Annotated in this window: 1 protein-coding gene; it reads right to left on the minus strand. The window is 61.5% G+C overall.

From position 1 onward, the window contains the following. The coding region (locus ACP7BV_RS27675) for a hypothetical protein (RefSeq protein WP_426108124.1) at positions 1 to 602 on the minus strand (602 nt) is incomplete at both ends.

The following is a 602-nucleotide window of genomic DNA, read 5'->3' on the forward strand; positions in this document are numbered from 1 at the left end:
CTTTGTTGGTTGCCGTCGTGTATTCGCCCCGGCTCCAGGTCCACAGCTGATTGGCCCAGTTCGCGCCCATCCAGTAGTTGCCCATGATCGGACCCCACTGGTAGGCGGCGATGCCTTCGAAGTATTCGCCGCCGCTGCCGCCGCCATCGTGGTTCATGCCCATCTGGTGACCAATTTCGTGCGCGCCGGTCATACCGATGCCGTATCCATAGTCAAAGCCGGACCCCGGATTGCGGTACAGCGTGCCTGCGGCCGTGGTGCCGAAGGAATGGAGGGGAGCGAACGAACGGCCGTCTTGATTGATGAAGTTGATGATGCCGGTCCGCAGGGGATTGGCCGCGCGCGCCGCGTTGTAGACGGCCACGTTGGTCGTCACGTTCAGATTGAACATCGAATACTGGTCGGCGATCGATTGCCAGGCGCGGTACATGTTTTCGCGGGTCACGCCATTTAGTGGCGTGGAGCCGCTCATCACGGCCGCGAGGTTCAGGTAAAACACGTAGGGGCTGCCGGCTTTGCTTTGCAGCTGCAGCACGTCTTGATTCTGATAGGGGCCGATATGCGGTGCCTGGCGCAGCGCCATGGGGCTGTACACCGGATGC

The sequence above is a fragment of the Massilia sp. TSP1-1-2 genome, from assembly GCF_049896185.1.
Classification (GTDB): Bacteria; Pseudomonadota; Gammaproteobacteria; order Burkholderiales; family Burkholderiaceae_D; genus Telluria_A.